Below are 18,766 nucleotides of genomic sequence, written 5' to 3' on the forward strand. Positions count from 1 at the left end.
TTCATGCTGTTGTGTGGTAACAAGCCTAATTGCACGTTCACGAAATTCTGATGTATAGCGATTTGATTTTTTCATAGTTCCAGTTTCTCAAGTTATTGAGTCTCTGGCAAACACGGGGCGATTCAATGCGTTAATACTCAAACCAAAAACAAGATAATAAAATGCGTTAGGAATTGGGCCACAACTGCAGTACCGAAACGTAAAAATAATAATTAGAGTTACAATATCGAAGTAAAAATAGTTTAAGTGAGACACTATAACCATATCGAACAGTGTACTTAAGGTATACGAAATCATCATAATACCAGAAAGGTACATTGTATTTTTATAGGGACTGTTTATGCTTGCTGACAAATTATAAAGAAATGCAATTACAAAGAACCATGTAATAAATATACCTACATAATCTCTAATCGCTACCAGATCCCACAGTATGTCAGCCATCATGCCCCTTTATGAATTTATTATTTCGCAACCACCCTTTTAGTTTATACAAACCTAAAATATCCTTATTGATGATTAATACCAATGCCATTGTAAAGTCGACAAAATACATTCCAAAAATATAAACTGTCCAAAACCACCAATAGTAAAGAGTACCTGCAATTTCAATATCGTAATGCATACCTAAAAATAAACATGCATTAATAAAAAGCCCTACAATTAAATAGTCAAAAGCAATTGGTACTAATTTTTTATATATAAATCGCCAAAGTATCAGGGCGCTAATAGTAGCAAGATCATAATAGAAGTAATTTAGGTGAGGATTTTCAATCAGTGGATCCATAAAAAGACTAGATATATATGAAACCATCATTATAAATGAAAGATGCGCTCTACTTTTGTCATTTTTATTAATACTCGCTGATAGATTATATAAAAATGCGATTAGGAAGAACCATGTAAATAGTATTGCTACGTTGTATCCTAAATCTACCAGACCCCAAAGTATATCAGCCACTACTTCTATTCCTTTTCATAATACTATTGTGGAACCATATTTTAATTGCAGCTAAAGCTAAAAAATCTTTGTTTATAAAAAATATAGCTAGCATCATAAAGTCGGCTAAATTAACAACAATTGAATAAAAAAACCAAAACCACCAAGGTTCGTAATTATTAAAAACTGACACATCTATATACATACCAAGAAATAATGATGAGTTTATAATCAACCCTAACAACAAGTAAATCGATATAAGATTTTCAATAATGAACAACCTTAAAATAATAATGGCGAAAATAGTTGTTATATCAAACAAAAAGAGCTGAAGATACGATATGTGTTGTATATCTATAAACAGGCTTGGGGAGTAAGAAATTGACATAACAAATGATAACCATACAGCTTCTTTTCTAGGTTTGTTAATACTTATAACTAATGAGTACAAAAAAGCCATTAAAAAGCCCCACTGTACAAATGCACCTATGTAAAAAGAAATGGCTGGATTAACTAGAATATTATCCATTATTTTTGAGATTTTTGTTGAATACTAGTGACAGAATCATTAAAACATCGAACATATTTACACCAACAGAATAAACACTCCAATACCACCAAGGCTCATAGTTATACAAGACGTATAGATCGTAATGTAATATTAAGGTAAGCACAGCATTTATTATTAACGCAAAGATGATGAAGTGAAAAGCCATAGAGCGGTGAAGTACTTTAAAGTGCTCTAAAATTAATAAAGCTAAAATAGTAACAAAATCGTAGAGCATCGAGTTTAAATATAAACCTTCTAATAAGTCTATATAACCACTAGAAACATATGAGCAGAGCATAAGCGCAGATAAATAAACAGGAGACTTATTTTCTTTATTTATCGTAGAGGTCAAACAATACAGAAAGGCCATTAAAAAGCCCCACTGAGTGAAGGCTTGTACATAAACCATAAGGGGTTCAGTAACGTACATTTTAGTTACGTTGTTGGTTGTGTTTTACTCGTTTTAAACAATCGAGTTAATTTTCTTTTTATACCGTGTAGACCTAAAAAGTCTCTATCTACAATGAGAGCTACGACCATTAAAAAATCAATAATATTTACAGAAAACTGATAAACACTCCAAAACCACCAAGATTCAAGATTTTTATTAATATACACATCTAAATACATCAATAAGAAAAATATAGAATTAACAGAAAGACCTATAAGTAGGTATAAAAATGAAGGTGTAGTTTTTTTGATAAATAAAAATGCGATAGCTAAGCATAAAATTGTAGATATGTCGTAAATTGCCCAATCAAAATAAGTCGTATCGTAATATGAAAGCCAAGTAAATATATAATCTGTTGCAGTATAGGAAATCATCATAATGAATGAGCTGAGCAATAGTGTGGTATCCCTTTTAACATCTAAGCTATATACAAAGATATTAAAAAAGAATGCCATCAAAAAAGCCCACATTGAGAAGGCTGACAGCGAAAACAAACCAAAAAACTCAGCTAAAAACATTCAATACCTTGTATTACTTAGGGCGAGTGCCTGAACCACCTGAAAGGATTGCAGCGCCACCACGCTGTAATTCATTACTCGCAGCAGTCATCGCTTCTTGTGAGAAGCTTACTGTATCAGATTGCAGGGTTTTAGGGCTAGCAGTTTGTTCCATTGCAGGCTTTAATTGTTGTGTTTTGTTGTATGCTTGCATTTGTAATTGGCTATTAGCTGAAACTTGCATGTGATTGATCCTTGTAAAAGTTTTAATTATATTTGGTGCAACTTTTAACCACATTATTATGTAGATAAATGCATTACCTGTTTTAAGCAGTGATAGCTATTTTGCTATCTATCTTATCATAGCAACCAATGTGCCAACTTTTTTTGACGCATTAAAATTCACTCAAAAATATAATCAAACCAAACAGCTCCGACCAGTTTGCTGCAAATATAAAAAAACGCACAGGGATAACCGTACGTTTTTTGTATCCAGGGAGTTTAAGCTACGTATTTACACGGGATCTCCGCACGTGTACTTAGCTTCAAAATATATTCCATTGCTACTTCGTCACAATTTTCTTTACGAAGGCAAAGTTCACAATCTTTCATTACTTTTTCAGGCAAAGAGTCTTTGCTACAAAAAGTAAAACGTTGTTGTTCAAAGAAATCGGGGACACGGGTCAATACAATAACTCGGTTAAGTGCCAATTTTTTGGCTTTAGCAAGTAGGTGCTCTACAAGCTGTCTACCCTGCCCCGTCACTTTACTTTTTGGGTCTATACCCAATGAGCGTATTTCAGCAAGGCCGGTATCGTAAATGTATAACGATGCACAACCTGACACTTTTCCATTTATTTCAGTAACGGCAAACTCGTTAATGGAGTGCACCATATCGCTTTTTGCACGAGGCAGGTTTTCGCCTACCGTTGCCCAGTGCTGTATAAGTGTGGCAATTGCCTCTACATCATCTAAATTTGCATCACGTACCGTTATTTGCTGTTTTTTTTTGGCTTCTTTAACAGCGTTAGTTACTTGCTCAATAGACGTTCCGCCAAGCGCTTGACGCGCTTTTATACAAGCATCAATTTCAAGTACTGGGTAAACATCGTCTTCAAATACAGTGTTTACTGATTTGTACTGTTCAAGTGATAGCTCCTCAAGCGTTTTACCTTCGCTAATCGCAAGCTGTACAAGTACACCCACAATGTGATGCCCTTCTCTAAATGGCACACCTTTAGCAACTAAGTAATCAGCAAGTTCAGTGGCATTAGCGTGGCCGCCTTTTGCCGCTGCTAACGTTTTATCACCATTTACTTTTACGCCTTTAATACACGCTTGCGCCATATGAATACATGCAAGCCATGTTGGCATAGCGTCAAACAGGCCTTCTTTGTCTTCTTGCATATCTTTATTGTATGCAAGTGGCAACGCTTTTAATGTCATCATCATAGCGCTAAATGCACCAAATACACGTCCGGTTTTACCGCGAATAAGCTCGAGTGCATCAGGATTTTTTTTCTGAGGCATGAGCGATGAGCCTGACGTGACGTTATCAGCAAGCTCTATAAATCCGGCTTCACCCGAATTATAAAAAATCAGATCTTCAGACATACGAGATAAGTGAATCATCGAAATAGACGCACAACTTAAAAGATCTAACACGAAGTCACGATCAGATACGCCATCAAGGCTATTTTTTGTAGCCGCTGTAAAACCTAATCCGTGGGCTAATGCTTGGCGATCAATCGGATAAGCTGTACCTGCTAATGCACCACTGCCTAATGGGCAAAAATTCATGCGCGCTTTAGCATCTTGCAGGCGGCTTTCATCGCGCTCTAGCATTTCTACATACGCCATACACCAGTGGCTAAACAATACTGGTTGTGCGCGCTGTAAATGCGTGTAACCTGGCAATATTGTGCCAAGCTCTCGCTCTGCAAGCACTACAAATTCGCCTTTTAGCTGTGCAATGGCATCTAGTAAATGATCGGCTGTATCACGGCACCATAGTCTAAAATCGGTGGCAACTTGGTCATTACGGCTTCGGCCTGTATGTAATTTTTTAGCTAAATCACCTACTTTTCCAATTAGAGCAGCTTCAACATGTGAATGAATGTCTTCTGCACCTGAAGTAGCAACTGATTGTGGATCAGCTTTAACTTCTTCAAGTAGCTCATTTAATGCAGCAACTAATTTTGTATGCTCATCACTTGAAAGTACATTTACCTGTTCAAGTGCACCAGCCCATGCCACAGAGCCAATAATATCTTGCTCTGCTAACTGGTAGTCAAAGGGAAGAGAGTCGTTAAATTGCTTAAACGCCTCATCTGGACCCGTAGAAAAACGTCCGCCCCATAATGCCATGAAATCTCTCCAAACCCTGTAATGCCCCTTTTATAAGGGGCTATAAATAATTTACTTTTTAGCCAATGCTGAAATTCTGCTTGAAAGCGAGAATAAACGAATAAAGCCTTCAGCGTGTGACTGGTCATATACATCATCTTCGCCAAATGTAGCAAATGCTTCGCTGTATAAGCTATTTGGTGATTGCTTTTGAACCGCAGTTACTTGACCTTTATATAGCTTAAGTACCACTTCACCTGTTGCCACTTTAGAAAGTGCTTCTGCACCGGCTAAAATAGAATCTTTAAGTGGTGTAAACCAACGTCCGTCGTACACTAAATGTGAAAATTCACCACCTAGTACTTCTTTCCATTTACGGCTTGCTTTATCAAGCACTAGCTCGTCAATGGCTTGAAGCGCAGCCATAATTACTGTGCCACCTGGTGTTTCATAACAACCGCGTGACTTCATACCTACTAAACGGTTTTCTACAATATCAACACGCCCAACGCCATGAGGTGATGCAATATCGTTTAATTTAACTAAACAGTCATATGGTTTAAGTTCTTCGCCATTTACAGCAACCACTTCGCCTTCAACAACTTTTAAAGTTACTAGTTCTGATTTATCTGGTGCTTGCTCTGGAGAGTTAGTCCAAGTCCATACTTGCTCAGTTGGTTGGCACCATGGATCTTCAAGCTCACCACCTTCGTGCGAAATATGCCAAGCGTTAGCATCACGGCTATAAATTTTTGTAGCAGATGCTGAACACGGAATGTCACGCTCTGCTAAGTAATCAAGTAATGATTCACGACTCGATAAGTCCCACTCACGCCATGGCGCAATTACTTTTAAATCTGGAGCAAGGGCTGCAAAACATGATTCAAAACGAACTTGGTCATTACCTTTACCAGTACAACCATGAGAAAGTGCATCAGCACCTACTTTACGTGCAATTTCAACTTGTGCTTTAGCAATAATAGGACGCGCCATAGACGTACCTAGTAAATAAGTACCTTCGTAAATCGAGCCCGTTTTAAGTGTTGGATAAATGTAATCACTTACCATTTCATCTTTTAAATCAACTACGTAACATTCTGAAGCACCTGAAGCGATTGCTTTAGCTTCTACGCCTTCAAGTTCTTCTGCGCCTTGACCTACATCCGCTACAAACGCAACAACTTCACAACCGTAGTTTTCTTTTAACCATGGCACGATAGCCGATGTATCAAGACCACCTGAATAGGCTAAAACGACTTTTTTAATTGAACTCATAGGTGTTCCTTAACAAAATTTGGATTTAGTAATGTAACTAGCAAAGCATTTTGCGCGTGCATGCGATTCTCTGCTTGTTGAATAATTTTCGATGCTGGACCATCCATTACCTCAGAGGTAATTTCAAATTCACGGTGTGCCGGTTGGCAATGTAATACCGTAGTTGCACCTGTTTGATCTAGCAATGCCTGATTTAATTGATAAGGCATATATTTTTCTTTAACTTGCTCAAGCGGTGTTGTATCACCCATTGATACCCATGTATCTGCATATACAACGTTTGCACCAACAGCCGCTTCAACACGGTCACTTACCATCACTGATGCGCCATTCATTGCCGCTATTTGCTCTGCCTTTTTAAGGATTTGCGAATCAGGCGAGCTGCCTTTTGGCGTTACAGCAACAAAATCAGTGCCAAGCGTTGCAGCTAAAAGCATTAATGAATGAGTTACATTGTTGCCCTCACCTAAGTAAGCCACTTTAAGCTCGCTCACATCGCCATGAACTTCTTGAAGCGTTAAAAAATCAGCAAGAGCTTGGCATGGGTGGTATAAATCACACAAACTATTTACTACCGGTACTGATGCGTATTCACCTAATGTAGTTAATGTGCTGTGCTGATTTACGCGTGCAACAATACCATCAGCCCAAGTAGAAATATTAAGTGCGAAATCTTTAATTGATTCACGTGCACCCATAGCGCCATTTTGCTGATCTAAATAAACTGCATGGCCACCAAGACGGTTAATACCTATATCAAACGATAAGCGAGTACGTAAACTTTGTTTTTCAAACAATGTTACGATTGATTTTCCCGCTAATACATTGCTGTATTTTTCTGGTTTTGCTTTTATATCTTGCGCTAACTTTAATAAATTAAGTGCGCCTTCTTGGTCTAACTCTAAACCCGTTAAAAAATTCTCAAACATAATAAACCTATGGTGTAATCTTAGTTCCGACATGCTCGCCTTGTAGCAGAGCAGTTAAATTTTCTGGCTTTTGCCAGCTGGAAATATACACACCGCGTCGTAAATGTTGGGCAGCGTGAAGGCTGGTCTTAACTTTGACCTCCATCCCGCCCACAATTACTCCATTTGTAATTAAAGTATCAATGTGTTTTGTGTCAAGTTGATGTAACGGCTGTTTATTTTCGTCAAGCACTGCTTCAACATCCGTCATAAAAATAAGCTCAGCATTTAAGTTACTAGCAATAGCCGCTGCAGCTTCATCTGCATTTACGTTGTACCAAAGCCCTTGCTCATCAAAGCCTATAGAGCTAACAATCGGTAGGCGACCTATTTTAAGTAAATCATTAACAATAGAATCGTCGTTGCTTTTACATTTACCCACTAAGCAAAGCGCTTTTAGCTTTTGAGTGGCAGTAACACCTGCCTCAAAAAGACTTAAGCCGACAGGCTTGTGCCCAGCACTAATAGCTTGAGTCATTAATTGTTTATTAGCGCAACCTGCAAGCGCACCCACTATATAAGGCATTTGCTCTGCTGGGCTAATACGTAATCCTTGGTGTTTAGCACTGGCAAAACCCGCTTGTTTTAACCATGTATCAACTAAAGCGCCACCGCCATGTACAATGACAAATTCATCATTTGTTTGCTCATTTAATACATCAAACAACGCTTTTGCTGCATTTTCTGTATTAAGTACTGCACCACCTAGCTTAATTACCCACGTTTTTTTACTCATTTAAAACGCTCCTCTTAAACCAGTGGTATGATCTAAATTCATAGAAATATTAATACACTGCAAAGCTTGTCCAGCAGCGCCTTTTAATAAGTTATCAATAGCAGACATCACAATTAACTGCGTTCCTTGTTGCTGCCAGCCAATATCAACAAATGGCTGCTTAGCTACACCTTTAATTGAAGGTACTTTATCGCCTAATAAACGAATTAATGGCTCGCTCGAAAGTACTTGATAAGCCGATGCAACGTTTTCCTTGGTAACGCCTGGCTTAAGCTGTACATAAATAGTTTCTAAAATACCGCGCGGAAAGCTACCTAAGTGCGGTGTAAACAACACTTTGTGGCCAAGGTGTTGTTCAATTTCAGGGCCGTGGCGATGGTTAAACAAACCATAAGGTGCAAGCGACACTTCACAAAAATGTGTTCCTACACTGGCTTTACGCCCTGCGCCTGTAACGCCCGAAACCGCATTAATAATAATACTTTCGCTGCTCAATAAGCCTGCTTGCTTAAGCGGTTTTAGCGCATTAAGCGCTGCTGTTGGGTAACAACCTGCAACAGCAATTAGCTTTGCATTAGCGATAGCATCATGGTTCCACTCAGCTAGACCGTAAGCCGCTTCATTTAAAAGCTCTGGATGTTGATGCTCAAAACCATAGTAAGTAACGTAGTCGTCATTGCTTGCTAAACGATAGCCACCAGATAAATCAAATACCTTTTTACCCATAGCTAAAAATTGCGGCGCTAAATCAACACTTACTTTGTGATCGGTACATAAGCATACGTAATCAGCATCACTTTGAATGTCATCAAAAGCTGATACGCTAAGAGGAAGTAAAGGGCAGTCTAGTAAGCCAAGGTGCTCTGGGTATAAATCACTTAGCAATTTATTTTTATCTAAGCTACCCTCAGATACATAACAGCCTGTTAAAGTTAAGTTTGGATGCTTAGCAACTAAACTTGCTAACTCTGCGCCGCTGTATCCGCTTGCGCCAATAATCACTACATTCATTTGTTACTCGTTATCTTAAAATTAATTACTACTTATCTATAATGTTCGCTTAAACTAGCTTAGACGCTAATTAAGTCTTTTTTATTAATGAATTTTGATTATCGTCGCATTATTTTCATGGCGTTACTTTTAATATATTTATGCTTAAAAAGTGAATTGATATTCATCATAAATACTTTTATATTGTTATGCAATTAAATTGAATAATAATTTTGGATTTTTTTATGCCTTTGCCTTCGTTTATTTCCATGTACCAACAATTGATTGCAGCCCCTTCTATTAGTGCTATTGAAGACAACCTGTGTATGAGCAATAAAAACGTAATTGAACTCCTAGCCAGTTGGTGCGAAACAATCGGTTTTACGTGTGAAATTATAGAATTAGAAGGAGGTAAAGGGCGCTATAATTTATTAGCAAAACGCGGAGAAGGTGATGGCGGATTAATGCTAGCTGGTCATACCGACACAGTGCCTTTTGATGACAGTCGTTGGAATCATAATCCATTTAAACTTACCGAACTCGATAACAAATTGTATGGGCTAGGAAGTATTGATATGAAAGGTTTTTTTGCTTTTGTATTACAAGCGATTAGTGAACTTGATGAAAAGCAGCAAACTCAGCCTATTTTAATCCTTGCCACCGCCGACGAAGAAACAACGATGGCTGGTGCACAACAAATATGTAAGCACCCGAATTTAAAACCTGCGCGTTGTATAATAGGCGAACCTACTGATATGACGCCAGTATTTATGCACAAAGGCCATATGAGTACAGCAATAAGAGTGGTTGGTCGCTCTGGGCATAGCTCCGATCCCGAACGTGGTCTTAACGCCATTGAAGTAATGCATAAAGTGATTACAAAATTGATGATCTTAAAAGAACAATTAAAGCATAAGTATTCAATAAACCACTTCGAAATCCCTTATCCAACATTAAACTTAGGTAATATTCATGGCGGCGATAACGCGAATAGAATTTGTGGTTGCTGTGAAATGCATATAGATATGCGCCCATTACCAGGTTTAAGTGTACAAGAACTACAAGCATTAGTACTCGATGCAACGAAAGAGATAAATCAGCAATACCCAAATGCGGTGAGCGTTATTGATTTACATGAACCAATACCGGCATTTAGTGGGAGCACCGACAGTGCTTTAGTAAAAATGGCTGAAAAAATAGCGGGGCAAAAAGCGGTCGCAGTAAATTACTGCACTGAAGCGCCGTTTATCCAGCAACTCGGTTGTGAAACGATTGTAATGGGCCCAGGCTCAATTAACCAAGCACACCAGCCTGATGAATTTTTAGCGATGGAAAAAATAAAACCATCACAACAAATAATCACTGATCTTATAAAAGCAAATTGCTTTAGCTAATAAGATTACAATAAAGGCGCCAATTGGCGCCTTTATTAATACAGAACTAAGGCCTAATCACCTTTAACTTCTAAGTTAATAAACTTAACTAGCTCTTCAGGTTGCCCTACTAGCATCATAACTTGTTGGTTAATTTCCATCATAGTTTTACCTTCAGGTAGCTTTGCAGACACACTGAATGAATTTAAACCTTTCGCAAAGCTAGTTAAAGCCTCTGCAATATCTTCAGTTACAGGAGCTTGTTGTAACTGTTGCTCTAGCGTCATTTCCATTTGCTCAAGCGTCATACCTTGCTTTTCAAGCTCGCTTGAGAGTAAATCTTTTAATTTACCCTGGTTATTTAAGGCAAAGCTAACATTACGCGGCTCTAATTTACTCATTGCTTGCATAACAAGTGTTTGCTGCTGTAATTCTTGCTCATACGTCAGCGGTTGATCACCCGCTTCTTGCTGCGCCTTGCTAATAGCCAATGAAGCATCCATTAACGCTTTTGAATTAGCTAAACCCATATCCATATTAAAACTAACAATGTCTTTTGCATCAAGCTTAACTACTACATCACTATTGCCAGACTCTTCATCGTAATCAAGTGATGAATGTAAGTCGTAACTTGCCGACGCTAACATTTCGTTTGTATCAGCTGGTAATTTTGATACGAAGCTTTTATCAAACTGAAAGCTTTTTACATCAAATGATGTATGTGGTGATATTTTATCCGGCTCGTAGCCAGTTATTTCAATGCTTTGAATATTAGCAACATTGTCACCTTCAGGGCTTATTACTTCCATGTTTGTTATTTCTACACTCTTTGAAATAACACTTGCCGATAAACCAGCGTATTTAAATGTAGCGCCAGTTTGCTCGCTTACTAAAGCAAGTTGCTTATCTACTTCTGCACGCACTTCTTGAGTTGCTACGTAGTTTGCGTAACTAACACCACCCACGCCTGCGGCCACAAGAGCTGCAACTATAACTAATTTTTTCATGTCATTTCCTTATTTAATTCTTTCTATAAAGTGTCTCAACTTAAGAGTAACACTGAAGAACATCACCGATAAGTGTTAATTAATCAAACTAAGTAACTCATGTACGGTTTTTACAGGGGTAATTTTAGCGCCTAGCCCTTCCATCGATTTATGGTAATTGCGAAATGGAATATATATTTCTGTAAAACCATGTTGTGCAGCCTCTTTAACACGCGGTACACCACTGTCTATTGGGCGTACATCGCCGTTTAAGCTAAGTTCTCCCATAATACACGTGGTACGAGGTACAACAAATTCGTTTAAACTGCTAAGTAGCGCGGTTACTAATGCTAAATCGATGCAGGTTTCTGTCTCATCAATTCTTAAACCACCCACAATATTAAAAAACGTATCGTGAAATATTTTAGTTTTAGTATGCTTACGTAATATACCGGTCAGCATTTTTATACGATTCATATTTAAACCAACACAAACACGCTGCGGAAATTCAGCTTCTGTTTCGGTAGTTAAACATTGAATCTCAAGCAATAAATTACGATTCCCTTTACGAATACAGGTAATAGTAGAGCCAGGTGAGTCGGTGGTTGAACCCGATAAAAATATTTCACTTGGATTATCAACGCTTAACATTCCACGTTCACACATTTTAAAAATGCCAACAGTATCAATATCACCAAAGCGGTTTTTATTTGCCCTAAGGGTTCGTATTTGCCCATCGTTGGTATCTATGTGTAAAAGCGCATCAACAATATGTACAAGTGTTTGAGGGCCTGCTATTTCGTTATTTTTATTTACGTGAGCAATAATGAACATGGTTACATCATTTTGCTTACAGTACTGAGTTAATGCTTGGGCGGCGCTTTTTACCTGCGAAGGCGAACCTGGGCTACCATTTGCCGTATCGGTTACAACAGCTTGAATAGAGTCAATAACAGCAAACTTAATTTTATTTTTCTCGAGCTCTTCGATGATGGTTTCAACGCTCGTTTCTGAAAGTAAATAAAGCTCGTCCGGGTTATAGTTTAACTTTAAACGATTTACCCTGTTTTTAAACTGCGATAAAGATTCTTCTGCCGTACAGTAAAGTGACGGCATCCGTTGTGACATTCTCGCCACTAGGTCTGATAGCAAAGTTGTCTTACCCGCCCCCGGATCGCCCGAAATTATATTAACAGAGCCAGTAGTCACCCCGCCGCTTAGTACGCGATCAAGCTCGCCGATTTCAGTTAGCTGCTTTTCAGCCTCTGATGTAGCAATATCATTGATTTTTTTAGAGCCACCACCAACACCACCAGCATAACCACCAACGTTTGCTCGTATTGATGCTTTTTTACTGTGCCCTGCTGAAGGCTTAAATTCCGCTAATGTGTTCCACGCACCGCAGCGACATTGACCCTGCCAACGTTGATAGTTCATGCCACATTCGGTACAAACAAATTCTACTTTTGCCGCTTTAGCCATTGATAACTTTACCTACTATTCTTTAATTAAAAAAATTCTTACTATTAAGCGCTTATTTTGCCATTTCAGGCATTTACTTAGCAACAAACTCTTGCCTGCTTAAAAATCTAGCGTCACAATCAATAAATACACATGGTGTTTCTTTTTAGCTATAATTTAGGGCATACTTTTTGCTTTGTAATAGTTTAAAGTAACTTGCCAATAAAATGGCAAATAACACATACATAACAAGAGCTAAACAGTAGTAACTCAAATAATTGTACCTATATTAATAACATAGCGCGATTTAACGTTTATTGAACTTCTAATAAATGGACTTAACAGTATACCTACTTTTTCAATTAGACGGTGATGGTTTTATAAATGGCTGATGACATAATGCTCAAACACGAAGACCTCGTGAATGAGTTAAAAACATATTTAGGCAACGCTAAATTTGATCTGATTTTCAAATCAAAAACCGCAGGGTTAACTAAACCTGAGCAATTTTTAATGAAAATGGAAATGTCGCGTTTATCTCAGCCAGTGGCACGTTTTGTTGATCTTCGGGGATTAGTGACAGGCCAAGTAAAACCATATGAGCATAACGGCAAGCAACACTTTATGGATGACACAGCCATTGAAGTGTTTGAAAAAGCGCTTAAACAACATGGTGAATACACCTTAGCTGTTTACGAAGCCGTAATGAATACAGAAAATAACCACCGCGTATTACAAAAACAAGCAGCCGAAAAATCAGAGTTACAAGAGTTAGAAAATAACTTAAACACTGAAGTAATTAAGTTTGCCTCTTACGAGAGCCGCCGTGAAGAGCGGATGAATTACTCAATAAAAGTAACGATTGATTACAAAGATAAAAAGAACATTGCTGCTAGCACCTCAGATATATCTTTAAGCGGTTGTAAAGTTAAGCTTGCAACGCGCTACTCTATAAAAAAAGGCGAACTCATCGCAATGCGCTTAGTAGGCCTTGAGCAAGACTTTGAACTTGGCCTAAAAAACGGTATTCAATACGAAGTTGTTGCAGTAGAAAATATCTCTCGTGAATTTAATCACATCCGCTTAAAGCGCACTTATATAGAAAACAACGATGCCTTTAATGACTTTTTAGAAAGTTTTATTCATGGTAATAAGCGTCGTTATAAAGTAAATCTAGATAATACGCTCGATGCTGTAGTATCAAAGGGGTATGAGCAGTACTACATTCCTCGCGTAACGTCTTTATATGTGTTTTTAAGTAAAAAAGATGAGCAATATTACCCAAGCCTTAGCCTTACCACTGAAAATAATATTTTTATTCAGCGCTACTTTACCGATGAAAGAAAAATACCGTGTTTGTACAATATACTTAATCATCAGCGTATTACACAATTACTAACTCAAATTACCGCAGTAAAAGAAGATTACCTCTATACATTTACACATATATCATCAGGTAAAATTTATTACTACTCAGCGACGCGTACAGAGTTAAATAACAACCCTAAATTACGTGATCTATTTTTAGGTTTTGGTAGCCAAAAAGAGAGCTGGCAGTGCTTTAAAATACAAGTAATGCCAAGTCATCCAGATGATTCTTTTATACCGCTTTCACTACCTAATAGTGCCGGTGAAAATATAGAAAAATTAAATAAGCCGCCTTCACCTCGTGTAAAAGGCCTTATAAAAGATGTTAAGTATATTGTTGTACTTACAAATATTGGCAATAAAGCTGAACAAGCAAATTATAAACAACTTACTTTTGATAAAGCATTAGTAAATCAGCTCAAGCACTTTGGCCACGCAAAACACAAAACACCACCCTACTTAGATATTGTGCCACTTGAATACGTAAATTTACGCTCGCATAAGCGCTACCTTTATAAAACACCAGTTAGTGTCACTATTAATGATGAGGTATTTAACGGCTATACACGTGACTTTTCGGTAATGGGTTTGCAGTTAGAGTGCGAACAACCTGCCACATTTAAAAAAGGCGATATAGTACTTTTAGCATTCCCTGAACTTCAAAAAATAACTAAAAAGCATAAGCTTAGTGAACTAAAGTACGAAGTAATGGCCATCAGTAAGTCATTTACTACTATTAACCTAAAAGCAAATCGTATTGCTGATTTACCCCATGCTGGCGTGACCTTTTTTACTCAGTTAATAGAAGGGAATAAAGATAAGCTAAAAGTTTCTGAAGAGGCACCTAAAGTAGAAGGCTTATCTACCGCACTTAGAAATATGGTTACAAAAAGCGTTTGCCAATTTCCGCTATATTTACACAAAGAAGCTGCACACTTTAAAACCGGCGCAATTGGATATGGATTATACGCCAGTCCTATTCACGTAATTTTGCAAAACTTTGGTTTATTAAGTAACAAAACTGACTTTTCGAGCATTCTGACTGAAGAGCAAATTATTAATGTAATAACACCAAATATTAAAGATCGCAGCCGCCAAGATGCACCACTTGCTTTTACACTTGCTATTAACTTCGATCCTCGAAAAGGCAGTATTGAAGAGGCTATTGTTAGCCAATGCGCTTTAGGTGAAGACTACTCAAGCTTTTATAAACAAATTAGTAAAGGTATTACATCGCAACTTATATTCGTAATGCGTTTGTATATATCGCGCACAGGTCGCCCCGATACTGATTATCTTTCTAATGAGCTAAAATACGTAAGTCAGTACGCAATGCACAAAGCTAAAGATTTAGAAGAAGCCTTATGGGCCGTAGCTGGTGTAGGTGATGTAGTAGATATAACTGAAGAAGCGCTAAGCCATTTAGAACTAAAAAAAGAGCAAGTAGCACAAATGAGCCGCCGTAAGCTAATTTGGTTAAACCGCTTACGTTAAGCGGTTTAACTTAATTTATTTTAAAGTGTTGGTTGTTTTTCTAACGGAATAGCCAACATATACAACAATTGCAATAATGACCCATCACAAATAGCCGCCTGTGCTTGCTCAACCACTTTTGGCTTACCATGTACGGCCACACCTAGGCCAGCTTTTGCCATCATGACTAGATCGTTTGCGCCATCTCCAATAGCTACAGTTTGTGCTTTTTTAAGCCCTAGCTTTTGCTGAAGCACCTCTAAAACGACCGCTTTTTGCTGTGCATCGACAATCGTACCCAGTACTTTACCTGTTAGCTTGTCGTCTTTAAATTCGAGCTCATTAGCGTGCACTTCATCTAAATTAATCAGCTCTTGTACACGCTCTGCAAAAGGCACAAAACCACCTGAGGCAATCGCCAAATACCACTTATGTTGCTTTAAAATTTGGCACAGTATTTTAATACCAGGCATCAATGGTAATGTACTTTTCAGCTCTTCAATTAAGCTTTTTTCAATACCTTCAAGCTTAGCTACACGCTGATATAAACTCTCACTAAAATCAAGTTTTCCCGCCATTGCAAGTGCAGTTACAGAAGCAACTTCATCGTATACGTTCGCAAGGCGTGCTATTTCGTCTATGCACTCAATAGTTATTGCAGTTGAATCCATATCCATAACCAATAAACCAGGCTCATATAAATTAGGCGGCGTAGCAACTTGCACTAATTGACAATCAAGCGTGTTTGAAAATTCTTGTAGTACTAACGGGTTTATAGTTTTATCTGCATTTTGCGCGTAAAAACACAGTGCTGGTGCAAGCCCTAAATCAGGTTGGTATTGGCATATAGCGGTGACGTTTTGGTTATGTGTCGCTAAAAAGTCAACAATACTGGCAATGTGTTTTTCTGCAAAATCACCTGCAAATGCGATGCTAAATAACCCTAATGCTTTGTTTGGAATATAATCGAGAGGTGTAGATACACCACCACTATAGCTAAACCATTTATTTAGAGTTAAGTGTTGTAATGGTTGCTCAGCAGCTTGCTGTGCCATGTTGATTTGCGACATGGGATCTCCGTGTTTATTTTTATTTTCCTGATAGTTGGCATCTCAAAACTGCTATTCTCAACACTAAATTCGCCATCAGGTGGGGTTTAAGGTTATAGTTAGTGTAGTTGTAACATCAAATCAAAATGCTGTCAGTAGCATAAACGGTGACTATGAAAAATAACCATATTAAAAACCCTATAAGCGCATCCCAAAGAAAGCGACTCGTTCGCTTAATTCTTGCGGCTGGCTGTTTTGTATTACTAAGCTGGGTGGGTGTTAATAGTAGTTTTCAGAGTCACCAGTTACTTTACGATAGCGCCGACAGCACCGCAAAAAGCCTCACTCAGTTTATGGCTTTAAATGTTAAAACACCTTTAATCGAAAAAAATAAACCCCAGCTCAATGCAATTTGTAACGATATAAGTAAAGATGAGTTCGTGCTTTCGGCCACTATTTACGATCAACAGGGTATTTTATTAGCCAGTAGCGACAATTGGCAGTCGCACCATGTTTATGGTCAACTTTCTGATTCTACCCCCGGAATAAGTAAGTTAAAAACACCTTTTATGGAACCTGTTATAAGCGATGATGACCGCCCTATAGGTTTTGTATCTATTACTTATTTAACTCGCGCTGCAATATCCGACAGCCACAATCATTTTCATGACTTAGGCAGGCAGGTTTTACTAATGCTAGTGATTGCTTGTATTTTTACGTGGCAGTTAGGCCGTGGATTAAAGCGCTGGCAGGTAAATCGTTATATGCAAAAAACATCTGAACAAGAATCATAAAGTTGCTTTGCAAGCGTCTCTTTTTCGCTGTGTGGCTTTAAATCACATAGTGCGTCAAACACATCAGGTATATGCAATGGCGTGTTAACCTCCCCTTGGTAGCCACTTAAAGGCATTGAAGGTGAATCTGTTTCAAGCACTAAGTGCTCGGGCTCAATAGCGGCAATAACAGCACGGGTTTTAGCTGCACGTTCATAGGTAATAACACCGCCTACGCCAAGCTTAAAGCCCTGTTTGATATAGTACTTCGCTTGTTGGATTGAACCTGAAAATGCATGAATTACTCCCCCATTTTTTGGCTTACAACGTTTAAACGCTTGCGCAATTAAATCATGGCTTTGCCTGTGATGTACAATGAGCGGTAAACTTAGCTCATTAGAAAGCCCTATTTGCTGTTCAAATAAATAAGTTTGTTTAGAGAGGTTTTCAATGCTTCGATCAAGCCCACACTCACCAATAGCCACCAGCTGATGCTTATTTGTAGTTGCAAACTCGAATAACGCTTCTATGTGCAATTCTTTATGTTGATCTAAGAAGTAAGGATGCAGCCCTGCCGCTATTTTTATACTTGGATAGGTTGCTTTGAGCCCTATAAGAGTATGCGATTGAGCAAGCGTAATACCCGGTACAACAAACTGATTCACTCCCTTTGCTACACACTCGTTTATCAGCGATTCACGACTTGAATCAAACTCACTAAAATCGAGGTGGCAATGAGAGTCAATAAATTGCACGGTTACTTACTCATCTATTTATTAAGGATTTAAGCGTGTAATTTGCCAGCTATTATCTGCTTGGCGCTGATACATAAAACGATCATGTAAACGATGCGCCCCACCTTGCCAAAACTCAATTTTAGTGGGCACTACACAATAACCGCCCCAAAAATCAGGTAATGGAATTTCACCTTTAGCAAACTTGTTTTTCATATTAGCAAAGGTTTCCATTAGTACTTTACGTGATGACACCGGACGACTTTGCGCTGATGCCCACGCTGCTAATTGGCTTTCTTTAGGACGAGATAAAAAGTACTTTGCCACAGCAGAGGTAGGTAATGGTTTAGCCTCACCGTATACAATAACTTGGCGTTCCATGTGGTGCCACGGAAAGTGCAAGGAAATTTTGTTATTGCCTTTAAGCTCCTGCGCTTTACGCGAACCTGTATTGGTAAAAAATACAAAGCCGTTATCATCCAGGTGCTTTAAAAGCACAATACGCTGTGAAGGCTGACCGGTTTCATCAACAGTTGCTACAACCATCGCTGTTGGATCGGGTAATTGGCTTGCTACAGCATGCTCAAGCCATGTTTCAAACTGCTTGAATGGGTCATCTTGCAAGTTATCTTCGCTTAACGCGTCTTGCAGGTATTCACGGCGGATATCTTCGAGTTTCATAACAAATCCTTTAAATAAAGACTTAGAAAAGAGCTTAGGGTAGCGAGCTTAAAACAATAGATATTGAGTAATAACAAGTATCGAGTCTCAGGTATATACGATAGAAATAGCACCG

Annotated in this window: 16 protein-coding genes; 3 read left to right on the forward strand and 13 right to left on the reverse strand. The window is 38.3% G+C overall.

The window, feature by feature from the left end:
* Nucleotides 1-436 precede the first annotated feature (436 nt).
* From H5126_RS06115 to argC, 8 genes are all read right to left on the reverse strand, one after another.
* Complete coding sequence (locus H5126_RS06115; RefSeq protein WP_182695710.1) at nt 437-961, reverse strand: hypothetical protein; 525 nt, start codon at nt 959-961, stop codon at nt 437-439.
* Between the two features lie 964 nt (nt 962-1,925).
* Nucleotides 1,926-2,459, reverse strand: a complete 534-nt coding sequence (locus H5126_RS06120; protein WP_149602224.1) for a hypothetical protein — start codon at nt 2,457-2,459, stop codon at nt 1,926-1,928.
* 13 nt (nt 2,460-2,472) lie between these two features.
* On the reverse strand, nt 2,473-2,682 hold the full coding sequence (locus tag H5126_RS06125) for a hypothetical protein (RefSeq protein WP_149602223.1): 210 nt from the start codon (nt 2,680-2,682) through the stop codon (nt 2,473-2,475).
* A 257-nt stretch (nt 2,683-2,939) separates the two neighbouring features.
* Nucleotides 2,940-4,805: an argininosuccinate lyase gene (argH, locus tag H5126_RS06130; protein ID WP_182721463.1), complete on the reverse strand. Its 1,866-nt coding sequence runs from the start codon at nt 4,803-4,805 to the stop codon at nt 2,940-2,942.
* Between the two features lie 51 nt (nt 4,806-4,856).
* Complete coding sequence (locus H5126_RS06135; protein WP_007377844.1) at nt 4,857-6,059, reverse strand: argininosuccinate synthase; 1,203 nt, start codon at nt 6,057-6,059, stop codon at nt 4,857-4,859.
* Nucleotides 6,056-6,988: an ornithine carbamoyltransferase gene (locus H5126_RS06140; RefSeq protein WP_002958764.1), complete on the reverse strand. Its 933-nt coding sequence runs from the start codon at nt 6,986-6,988 to the stop codon at nt 6,056-6,058. The genes H5126_RS06135 and H5126_RS06140 overlap by 4 nt, the downstream gene beginning before the upstream one ends.
* Nucleotides 6,989-6,995: 7 nt before the next feature.
* The gene (gene argB / locus H5126_RS06145) at nt 6,996-7,763 is read right to left on the reverse strand and encodes an acetylglutamate kinase (protein WP_002958765.1); all 768 of its coding nucleotides are present in this window, start codon (nt 7,761-7,763) and stop codon (nt 6,996-6,998) included.
* Entirely contained in the window at nt 7,764-8,774 is a 1,011-nt protein-coding gene (gene argC, locus H5126_RS06150; protein ID WP_182721462.1) for an N-acetyl-gamma-glutamyl-phosphate reductase, read from the reverse strand.
* Between the two features lie 224 nt (nt 8,775-8,998).
* Here argC and argE point away from each other — a divergent pair, with 224 nt between their 5' ends.
* Nucleotides 8,999-10,147 (forward strand): acetylornithine deacetylase, encoded by a 1,149-nt coding sequence (argE, locus tag H5126_RS06155; RefSeq protein ID WP_149602219.1) that lies wholly within the window; start codon nt 8,999-9,001, stop codon nt 10,145-10,147.
* A gap of 53 nt (nt 10,148-10,200) precedes the next feature.
* On the opposite strand, the gene H5126_RS06160 is transcribed toward argE, so the two are convergent.
* Both H5126_RS06160 and radA read right to left on the reverse strand, forming a co-directional pair.
* Entirely contained in the window at nt 10,201-11,133 is a 933-nt protein-coding gene (locus H5126_RS06160) for a hypothetical protein (protein ID WP_002958768.1), read from the reverse strand.
* A gap of 75 nt (nt 11,134-11,208) precedes the next feature.
* Nucleotides 11,209-12,594 carry a DNA repair protein RadA gene (radA, locus tag H5126_RS06165; RefSeq protein WP_002958769.1) on the reverse strand — a complete coding sequence of 462 codons (1,386 nt, stop codon included), beginning with the start codon at nt 12,592-12,594 and terminating at the stop codon, nt 11,209-11,211.
* Between the two features lie 363 nt (nt 12,595-12,957).
* On the opposite strand from radA, the gene H5126_RS06170 reads away from it, so the two are divergent.
* Nucleotides 12,958-15,435 carry a PilZ domain-containing protein gene (locus H5126_RS06170; RefSeq protein WP_182721392.1) on the forward strand — a complete coding sequence of 826 codons (2,478 nt, stop codon included), beginning with the start codon at nt 12,958-12,960 and terminating at the stop codon, nt 15,433-15,435.
* Nucleotides 15,436-15,455: 20 nt separating this feature from the next.
* Here H5126_RS06170 and serB read toward each other — a convergent pair whose 3' ends face one another.
* Nucleotides 15,456-16,484 (reverse strand): phosphoserine phosphatase SerB, encoded by a 1,029-nt coding sequence (gene serB, locus H5126_RS06175; RefSeq protein ID WP_182721391.1) that lies wholly within the window; start codon nt 16,482-16,484, stop codon nt 15,456-15,458.
* A 152-nt stretch (nt 16,485-16,636) separates the two neighbouring features.
* Here serB and H5126_RS06180 point away from each other — a divergent pair, with 152 nt between their 5' ends.
* Complete coding sequence (locus H5126_RS06180) at nt 16,637-17,257, forward strand: AhpA/YtjB family protein (protein WP_002958772.1); 621 nt, start codon at nt 16,637-16,639, stop codon at nt 17,255-17,257.
* Here H5126_RS06180 and H5126_RS06185 read toward each other — a convergent pair.
* Nucleotides 17,224-17,991 (reverse strand): TatD family hydrolase, encoded by a 768-nt coding sequence (locus tag H5126_RS06185; protein WP_182721390.1) that lies wholly within the window; start codon nt 17,989-17,991, stop codon nt 17,224-17,226. The genes H5126_RS06180 and H5126_RS06185 overlap by 34 nt on opposite strands.
* Nucleotides 17,992-18,012: 21 nt before the next feature.
* Nucleotides 18,013-18,651 carry a pyridoxamine 5'-phosphate oxidase gene (gene pdxH / locus H5126_RS06190; RefSeq protein ID WP_002958774.1) on the reverse strand — a complete coding sequence of 213 codons (639 nt, stop codon included), beginning with the start codon at nt 18,649-18,651 and terminating at the stop codon, nt 18,013-18,015.
* Nucleotides 18,652-18,766: the final 115 nt, after the last annotated feature.

The organism is Pseudoalteromonas sp. SG45-3 (assembly GCF_014164075.1).
In the GTDB taxonomy this organism is placed as follows: domain Bacteria; phylum Pseudomonadota; class Gammaproteobacteria; order Enterobacterales; family Alteromonadaceae; genus Pseudoalteromonas; species Pseudoalteromonas distincta.

What these genes read in the sequence shown, in the direction of transcription:
- H5126_RS06120 (WP_149602224.1), bottom strand. Translation starts at nt 2,459, where the DNA reads ATGTTTTTAGCTGAGTTTTTTGGTTTGTTTTCGCTGTCAGCCTTCTCA.
- H5126_RS06125 (WP_149602223.1), bottom strand. Translation starts at nt 2,682, where the DNA reads ATGCAAGTTTCAGCTAATAGCCAATTACAAATGCAAGCATACAACAAA.
- argH (WP_182721463.1), bottom strand. Translation starts at nt 4,805, where the DNA reads ATGGCATTATGGGGCGGACGTTTTTCTACGGGTCCAGATGAGGCGTTT.
- H5126_RS06135 (WP_007377844.1), bottom strand. Translation starts at nt 6,059, where the DNA reads ATGAGTTCAATTAAAAAAGTCGTTTTAGCCTATTCAGGTGGTCTTGAT.
- H5126_RS06140 (WP_002958764.1), bottom strand. Translation starts at nt 6,988, where the DNA reads ATGTTTGAGAATTTTTTAACGGGTTTAGAGTTAGACCAAGAAGGCGCA.
- argB (WP_002958765.1), bottom strand. Translation starts at nt 7,763, where the DNA reads ATGAGTAAAAAAACGTGGGTAATTAAGCTAGGTGGTGCAGTACTTAAT.
- argC (WP_182721462.1), bottom strand. Translation starts at nt 8,774, where the DNA reads ATGAATGTAGTGATTATTGGCGCAAGCGGATACAGCGGCGCAGAGTTA.
- argE (WP_149602219.1), top strand. Translation starts at nt 8,999, where the DNA reads ATGCCTTTGCCTTCGTTTATTTCCATGTACCAACAATTGATTGCAGCC.
- H5126_RS06160 (WP_002958768.1), bottom strand. Translation starts at nt 11,133, where the DNA reads ATGAAAAAATTAGTTATAGTTGCAGCTCTTGTGGCCGCAGGCGTGGGT.
- radA (WP_002958769.1), bottom strand. Translation starts at nt 12,594, where the DNA reads ATGGCTAAAGCGGCAAAAGTAGAATTTGTTTGTACCGAATGTGGCATG.
- H5126_RS06170 (WP_182721392.1), top strand. Translation starts at nt 12,958, where the DNA reads ATGGCTGATGACATAATGCTCAAACACGAAGACCTCGTGAATGAGTTA.
- serB (WP_182721391.1), bottom strand. Translation starts at nt 16,484, where the DNA reads ATGTCGCAAATCAACATGGCACAGCAAGCTGCTGAGCAACCATTACAA.
- H5126_RS06180 (WP_002958772.1), top strand. Translation starts at nt 16,637, where the DNA reads ATGAAAAATAACCATATTAAAAACCCTATAAGCGCATCCCAAAGAAAG.
- pdxH (WP_002958774.1), bottom strand. Translation starts at nt 18,651, where the DNA reads ATGAAACTCGAAGATATCCGCCGTGAATACCTGCAAGACGCGTTAAGC.